Origin of the sequence: Pseudomonas sp. AKS31, from assembly GCF_023634765.1 — a bacterium.
GTDB lineage: Bacteria > Pseudomonadota > Gammaproteobacteria > Pseudomonadales > Pseudomonadaceae > Aquipseudomonas.
On the sequence record NZ_JAMLFX010000002.1, the window covers coordinates 952,608 to 959,737 of the forward strand.

The following is a 7,130-nucleotide window of genomic DNA, read 5'->3' on the forward strand; positions in this document are numbered from 1 at the left end:
TTTCTACGCATTCGCGAGCAGGCGCGCTCCCACATTGGAAACGCATTCCACCGTGGGAGCGAGAGAACTCAAGTATTACGCAAGCGCACGCACCAACAACACCCGCGTCACCCGTCGTTCTTCCACCGCTTTGACCGTCATCTGCCAGCCCTCAAGTTCCAGACGATCACCGATGACCGGCAAGCGATCCAGCAGGCTCATGACCAACCCGGCCAGGGTTTGATAGTCCTCGGTCGGTTGCGCACCAAAGCCTGTGCGCTCACGCACACGCATCAAGTTCAGCGCGCCGCTGACCACGAACCCGCCCTGCTCCTCGACCACGTCCGGGCCTTCGATTTCGCTGGCATCGGGCAACTCGCCGGCAATCGATTCGAGGATGTCGGTCATGGTCAACACCCCGACGAAATCACCGAATTCGTTGACCACAAAAGCAATGTGGGTCGAGGCGGCGCGCATCTGCTCCAGCGCATTCAGAATCGAATAGCTGTCGAGCAAATTGATGGTCTTGCGTGCCAGATGTTCCAGGTTCGGCTCGGTGCCGGCCAGGTACTCCTTGAGCAGTTCTTTCTTGTGCACAAAGCCCAGCGGCTCATCCACCGCACCGTTGCGAATCAACGGCAGACGCGAGTAGGACGAGTGCATCAAGCGCGTACGAATCGCCTCGCGATCTTCGGCCAGATCAAGCGTGTCGACATCGGCGCGCACGGTCATCAGCCCGCGAATCGGGCGTTCGGCCAGTTGCAGCACGCCGCTGATCATCACCCGTTCGCGACGGTCGAACAGTTCGGCACTTGGCGCGTCACCGTCGTCGAGCAAATCGGAAATTTCCTCGCCGACCTCTTCCGCCGCCAGCTTGCGTCCGCCCAGCAAGCGCATGACCGCGTGCGCCGTGCGTTCACGTATCGGCCGCAGCCCTTGCATCGAGCGCTTGCGGCGAGCCCGGGCGATCTGGTTGAACACCTCGATCAGAATCGAAAAACCGATGGCGGCGTACAGATAACCTTTCGGAATGTGGAAGCCCAGACCTTCAGCCGTCAGGGCAAAACCGATCATCATCAGGAAGCCCAGACACAGCATGATCACCGTCGGATGCGCGTTGACGAAGCGTGTCAGCGGTTTGCTGGCGACAATCATCAAGCCGATCGAGATGATCACCGCGATCATCATCACCGCCAGTTCATCGACCATGCCCACGGCCGTGATCACCGCATCGAGGGAGAACACTGCGTCGAGCACCACAATTTGCGCGACGATCGGCCAGAACATCGCATAAGCGGCGCTGGTCGTGCGTTCGCCGATGTGGCCCTCAAGGCGCTCGTGCAATTCCATGGTGGCCTTGAACAGCAGGAACACACCACCGAACAGCATGATCAGGTCGCGACCGGAGAAGCTCTTGCCGAACACCTCGAACAATGGCTGAGTCAACGTCACCAGCCAGGAAATACTCGCCAACAGGCCAAGACGCATGATCAGCGCCAACGACAGGCCGATAATCCGCGCACGGTCACGCTGATGCGGCGGCAGTTTGTCCGCCAGAATTGCGATGAACACCAGGTTGTCGATACCCAGCACCAGTTCCAGCACGATCAATGTCAACAAGCCCAACCAGGCTGTGGGATCCGCTAACCATTCCATAAAACGTCTCTATCTCTCTCGATGAATTCAGGCTGCCGGACACGGCAAAGCGCAACGCGAAGGCTCTGGGGCCGCGTTGGCAACGATAGTCGGATGTCGGAAAACCGGATGCTGCGAGTGCGTCAAGACCGCGCCATGGCGCGAGGGGAAGCGGTAACTGGGAGGCTCCGAGAGGGTGTTCATGTAGGTCCTGAATGAAAAACGGCCTTGGAGCGTACAGGCTTTGGGAACATTTCCTACAGCGGCAAATCATTTCAAAATCTGTAACAGCCTTCCAGATTTCCCTGTAGGAGCTGCGGCAGCTCCTACAGGACGGTGTCAGCGCCCCGCGAAGCGCAACCGTGACAACTGCCGCAAATCCCCTTCGATGTAATAGTCATTCGTCCAACGCTCATCCACCGCCAACGGACTCACCTGCTTCAACGCCAGTTTTTTCGCAAAATAGCGGAAGCGATAATGCTCATAAAACCGCAGCAGCTCCAGCCCGTAACGATCCGCCAGATCGGTGTCGCCGCGAATGATCAGGTAGTTTTCGTCATTGCCGTTACTGGCCGAAGCGCTGAGGTTGTGGCTGCCGCTGATGATCGTCGGCGTGTCCGTGGTGAAGTCGGTGACCACCGCTTTGGTGTGCACCAGCAGATTACCTTTCTGGCCCTTCATGTTCTCGCGCAGCCAGCCTTCCAGCCCGGTGTTGAGCAGCGCCGTGGCGGCGAATTCGGCACTGCGGTCGGCGTGGAATCCGCTAATGCGGCTGGCGGTGTTTTGCAGGCCATAACGCAAAATGTCGTCGTGGGGCTGACCCAGCAAAGCATTCAAAATGGCGTCCGGCAGAGAGAACGCGGTGACGAACAGCACGTCTTTTTTTGCCGCGCTGATAATCCGCACAAACGCCTGCAAATCCGCCCCGCCGGTACGCGGTGAGAACCCGGCGAACAACGGTTGCTGCGGGTTCATCGGGTTATGTTCGGTAATCCAGTCACGGGTTGCGCCGACATCGTCCGGCTGCGCCCAGATCTGCTCGAACGTCTGCAGATAACTCGCGGCGATCGAATCATCATCCAGCACGTGCACCACGTTGGCCTGCCGATAAACCCCATTGGCGGTGAAATTGGTGCTGCCACACAGAACCGCTTCAGGCTGATGAGTGCCACTGGCATCGACACGACTCAGAACCATGAATTTGTTGTGAAAGATGTTGTGGGTCACTCGCCCACGCTTGTTCGCCGCAGGCAATGCCGCCAGGCTCGCTTCGTTGATCGTAGTGTCTTCGTCATCCACGCGGGCGTGATACAGCACACGCACCTGCACGCCCCGCGCGAACGCCGCGTTCACCGCATCGACAATTGCCTGCAACTGATACTCGTAGATCGCGATGTCCAGAGCCCACTGACCATCGACCGCACGCTCGATAAACCCGAGCAACCGTGCGAGCAAGCCGTTTTCCAGCCATTGCCGTGGCGCGTCGGGCCAGGCTTCGATGGGCATATTCTTGTTGGCGCTGATCAGTGCGTCCAGTTCGGGGAACTTGCGCTGGAATGCCTGACTGGCAGCAACGGCGCGATTGAATATCACGCTTTGATTGCTCGGGTGACCGTCATCGGAGGCGATCGTCAGCTCCAGCGACTCGCCCAACTGCACGGCATCGGCGGTGCCGTAGGCCAGATGCACGCGATAGTGGAGAGTCATGCCCGGATTGACCGCGTAATCGGCCCAGCGAAATTTTTGCAGCGGCGCGATATCGCTCGGTGTGGCGTGGAACTGCGGGAACGTATGGGCCTTGTCAGGGAACGTCAGGCTGTTGAACAGAAACAACCAGGGTTTGGTGCCCTGCTGTTTTTCGATGGCAAACCCCAGCAGGCCTTTGCGCCGGGGCTCGGCCAGATCCATGGCCAGCAGCACGCCGTTGGTGCCGGCATAGGCTTTGACGCGGAAGTCGTCTTGGGGGTTTTTGACCAGCACGCGCATCGTTCACTCCTTGTGATTGGGCTGGGGGCAGCATAGTGCAGTGAGGCGGGTTTTGGTGTTCCTGACCGGGTACCGAGTCGATGCCTTCGCGAGCAGGCTCGCTCCCACAGTTGAACGCATTCCAAGGTGGGAGCGAGCCTGTTCGCGATGAGGCCCGAGCAGACACGGAAAGTATCAGGGCGAAATCAGCTCATCGATATGTCGATACTCGGCATCCAGCGCCATCGCCAGATCCTTGGCCCGGCCCAACCGAATCGGCCCACGCTCGATATCGATCAACAACCCCGGACACCCCAGCGCCGACAATCCCGAGCACTGTTTCAAACGCCCATCGGTCACCACCAGCAGCCTCTGCTGCTCGGCGGGAAAGCGCTTGCGCCGCAGCGTCAGCCACTGTTCTGCCTGCTCCAGCGCCGCCAGCAACGGTGTGCCGCCGCCTGCCCCCAAAGTCTCCAGCCAGGCACGCAAGCCGCTGGACGCTTTCAATCCCTGCACCTGCCATTTTGGCGCCGAACCGCTGGCCGTCAGCAAAGCCAGTCGCGCCCGTTGGCGGTAAGCGTCATCGAACAGTTGCGCGAGCAGACCTTTGGCATCGCTCAAGGCGTGATGGCGCCGGGTCGACGCCGAGGCATCGACAATGACCAGCCACAGTTCATGTGGTGAACGCGTGCGCAGTTGAAACAGCAGATCTTCACGCGTTCGAGGTCGCCCTTTGAGCAACGTGCCCGGCCAGTTCACCGTGCCACTGCGGGCGGTATGGCGCTTGCCTTGGCGTCCGTTGTCCAGCCGACCGGCGCGGGGTCTGGCATTCGCCCCCGCGTCGGATCGGGGGCGAATGCCTAAGGCTTTTTTGGCCAGCTCGGCACTTCGCGGCGGGCGCCGGTGGCGAGCGCAGGCGCCGGCATGTCGCCCCACTGCCCTTGCCCTTCGCTCGGTGAAGCCTGAGTCGCGGCCGGCGACTGTGCCGGTTGCGGCGGGCTCGACGGCGCTTGCTCACGGCGCCGATGGCGCAGGGCAAACTCGGCCACGGCGTCGATGTCTTCCTCGCCAATCACCCCTGCCCCGCGCCATGCCGCGTGGGCACGCGCCGCGCGCAACCAGACCAGATCAGCACGCAGACCATCCACCCCGGCGGCGAAACAACGCTCGGTGATCTGCGCCAGTGCGGCATCGTCCAGCGCAATGTTGGCCAAGGCACCACGAGCGTGTTCGCAGCGCGCACGCAAGGCTTGCTGCTCGGTTTGCCATTGTGCGCAGAACGCTTGCGGGTCGCTGTCGAAATCCAGTCGGCGACGGATGATCTGCCCACGTTCGGTCGGTGCCGTGTGGCCACTGAGGGCGACGTTCAGGCCAAAGCGGTCGAGCAGTTGCGGACGCAACTCGCCCTCTTCCGGGTTCATCGTGCCGATCAGCACGAACTTCGCCGAATGCCGATGGGAAATGCCGTCGCGCTCGACCAGATTGGTACCGCTGGCGGCAACGTCGAGCAGTAGATCCACCAAGTGATCGGGCAGCAAATTGACTTCATCGACATAGAGTACGCCGCCGTCAGCCTTGGCCAGCACACCCGGCGAGAACTGCGCACGCCCCTCGCTCAGGGCGGCGTCGAGATCGAGGGTACCGACCAGACGCTCTTCGGTGGCGCCCAGCGGCAAGGTGACGAATTGACCGCTGGCAAGCAGATCGGCCAGGCCCCGGGCCAGGGTGGATTTGGCCATGCCGCGCGGGCCTTCGATCAGCACACCGCCGATTTTCGGGTCAATGGCGGTGAGGCACAGGGCGAGTTTCAGGTCATCGGCGCCAACCACGGCGGAGAGGGGGAAATGCGGGGTATCGGTCATTTGGGTTTTCTCTGTCGTGGTCTTTGCTGTGCTTGAGTGTTGTGGTGTGTCAGTCGGGGTGGCCCTCACCCTAGCCCTCTCCCAGGGGGAGAGGGAACTGATTGCGGTGTTCTTGCAAGTTGCGCCGACCTGAATTATCGAGTTGACTTCGATTCTGAACAGTACACAAATCGGCTCCCTTCCCCCCTCGCCCCCTTGGGGGAGAGGGCTGGGGTGAGGGGGTGACTTTCCTGAGGACGCTACATATCCTCCTCAATATCCAGCAGCAGATTCTCCAGCGCTTCTTTATAAGCCCCCGGTTCCTGCCACATCCCCCGCTGCTGCGCCTCAAGCAAGCGCTCGGTCATGTCTCGCAGCGCATGCGGATTGTGCTCACGAACAAATTCCCGCGTTGCCGGATCCAGCAGATAAGCGTCGGCCAACAACGCGTACTGGTGGTCATCGATCAACTGCGTCGTCGCATCGAACGCGAACAGGTTATCAACCGTCGCGGCCATTTCGAACGCGCCTTTATAGCCGTGGCGCTTGACCCCGTCGATCCATTTCGGATTGGCCGCCCGCGAGCGGATCACCCGGTTCAGCTCTTCTTTCAAGGTGCGAATCTTCGGCAGATCCGGCTGGCTGTGATCGCCGTGATAACTCGCCGCCGCTTCACCGCGCAGGCTTTCCACGGCAGCGAGCATGCCGCCCTGGAACTGGTAGTAATCATTGGAATCGAGCAGATCGTGCTCGCGATTGTCCTGATTCTGCAGCACCGCTTGTACCTGACTCAGGCGCTGAACGAACTGCTCGCGCGCAGCGGTGCCCTCATCAGCTCCGCCATAGGCGTACGCGCCCCAGTTCAGATAAACCTCAGCGAGATCTTCGCGGCTTTGCCACAAGCGACCGTCGATGGCGCCCTGCACACCTGCGCCGTACGCGCCGGGTTTGGCGCCGAAGATCCGCCAACCCGCCTGACGCCGCGCGGTGTCTTCATCAAGGCCCGATTGCTGCAGTGCCTCGCGCTCGGCACGCACTTTCGCGGCCAACGGGTTGAGATCATCCGGCTCGTCCAGCGCGGCTACCGCTTGCACGGCGGCGTCGAACAGGCGAATCAGGTTGGCAAACGCATCACGGAAAAACCCGGAGACTCGCAGCGTCACATCGACGCGCGGACGGTCGAGCAGGCTCAGCGGCAGAATCTCGAAATCATCGACGCGCTGACTGCCGGTGGCCCACACCGGACGCACGCCCATCAACGCCATGGCCTGGGCGATGTCATCGCCGCCAGTGCGCATGGTCGCGGTGCCCCACACGGATAATCCGAGCTGGCGCAGGTGATCGCCGTGGTCTTGCAGGTGCCGTTCCAGAATCAACGTCGCCGACTGGAAACCGATGCGCCACGCAGTAGTGGTCGGCAGGTTACGCACGTCGACCGAGTAGAAATTGCGCCCGGTGGGCAGGACGTCGAGGCGACCACGGCTGGGCGCACCGCTCGGGCCGGCAGGGACGAAGCGACCGCTGAGGGCGTCAAGCAGACCGCGCATTTCGGCGGGGCCGCAGGCATCGAGGCGTGGGGCGACGACTTCGCGCAGATTGTCGATGATTGCACTGACCTCCGCCCACGCCGGTCCCTGTGGGAGCGAGCCTGCTCGCGAAAGCGGTGGATCAGGTAAATCTTTAGCGACTGACACGACGCCTTCGCGAGCA

5 protein-coding genes are annotated in these 7,130 nt (G+C 61.4%); all 5 read right to left on the reverse strand.

Features of this window, described 5'->3' with window-relative positions:
* Positions 1 to 75: 75 nt before the first annotated feature.
* Positions 76 to 1,635, reverse strand: coding sequence for a TerC family protein (locus tag M9827_RS10245; protein ID WP_250605340.1), 1,560 nt, complete (start codon positions 1,633 to 1,635; stop codon positions 76 to 78).
* 318 nt (positions 1,636 to 1,953) lie between these two features.
* A complete protein-coding gene (locus M9827_RS10250) occupies positions 1,954 to 3,600 on the reverse strand; it encodes a phospholipase D-like domain-containing protein (protein ID WP_250605341.1) in 1,647 nt (548 codons plus the stop codon).
* A 174-nt stretch (positions 3,601 to 3,774) separates the two neighbouring features.
* Complete coding sequence (locus M9827_RS10255) at positions 3,775 to 4,515, reverse strand: vWA domain-containing protein (RefSeq protein WP_502943436.1); 741 nt, start codon at positions 4,513 to 4,515, stop codon at positions 3,775 to 3,777.
* Positions 4,440 to 5,441: a magnesium chelatase ATPase subunit I gene (locus M9827_RS10260; RefSeq protein ID WP_250605342.1), complete on the reverse strand. Its 1,002-nt coding sequence runs from the start codon at positions 5,439 to 5,441 to the stop codon at positions 4,440 to 4,442. The genes M9827_RS10255 and M9827_RS10260 overlap by 76 nt, the downstream gene beginning before the upstream one ends.
* Before the next feature lie 239 nt (positions 5,442 to 5,680).
* On the reverse strand, positions 5,681 to 7,130 hold a 1,450-nt coding region (locus tag M9827_RS10265; protein WP_250605343.1), incomplete at its 5' end, for a cobaltochelatase subunit CobN.

Bases quoted from the DNA above. Each gene is read 5' to 3' on its own strand.
- M9827_RS10245 (WP_250605340.1), bottom strand. From the start codon at position 1,635: ATGGAATGGTTAGCGGATCCCACAGCCTGGTTGGGCTTGTTGACATTG.
- M9827_RS10250 (WP_250605341.1), bottom strand. From the start codon at position 3,600: ATGCGCGTGCTGGTCAAAAACCCCCAAGACGACTTCCGCGTCAAAGCC.
- M9827_RS10260 (WP_250605342.1), bottom strand. From the start codon at position 5,441: ATGACCGATACCCCGCATTTCCCCCTCTCCGCCGTGGTTGGCGCCGAT.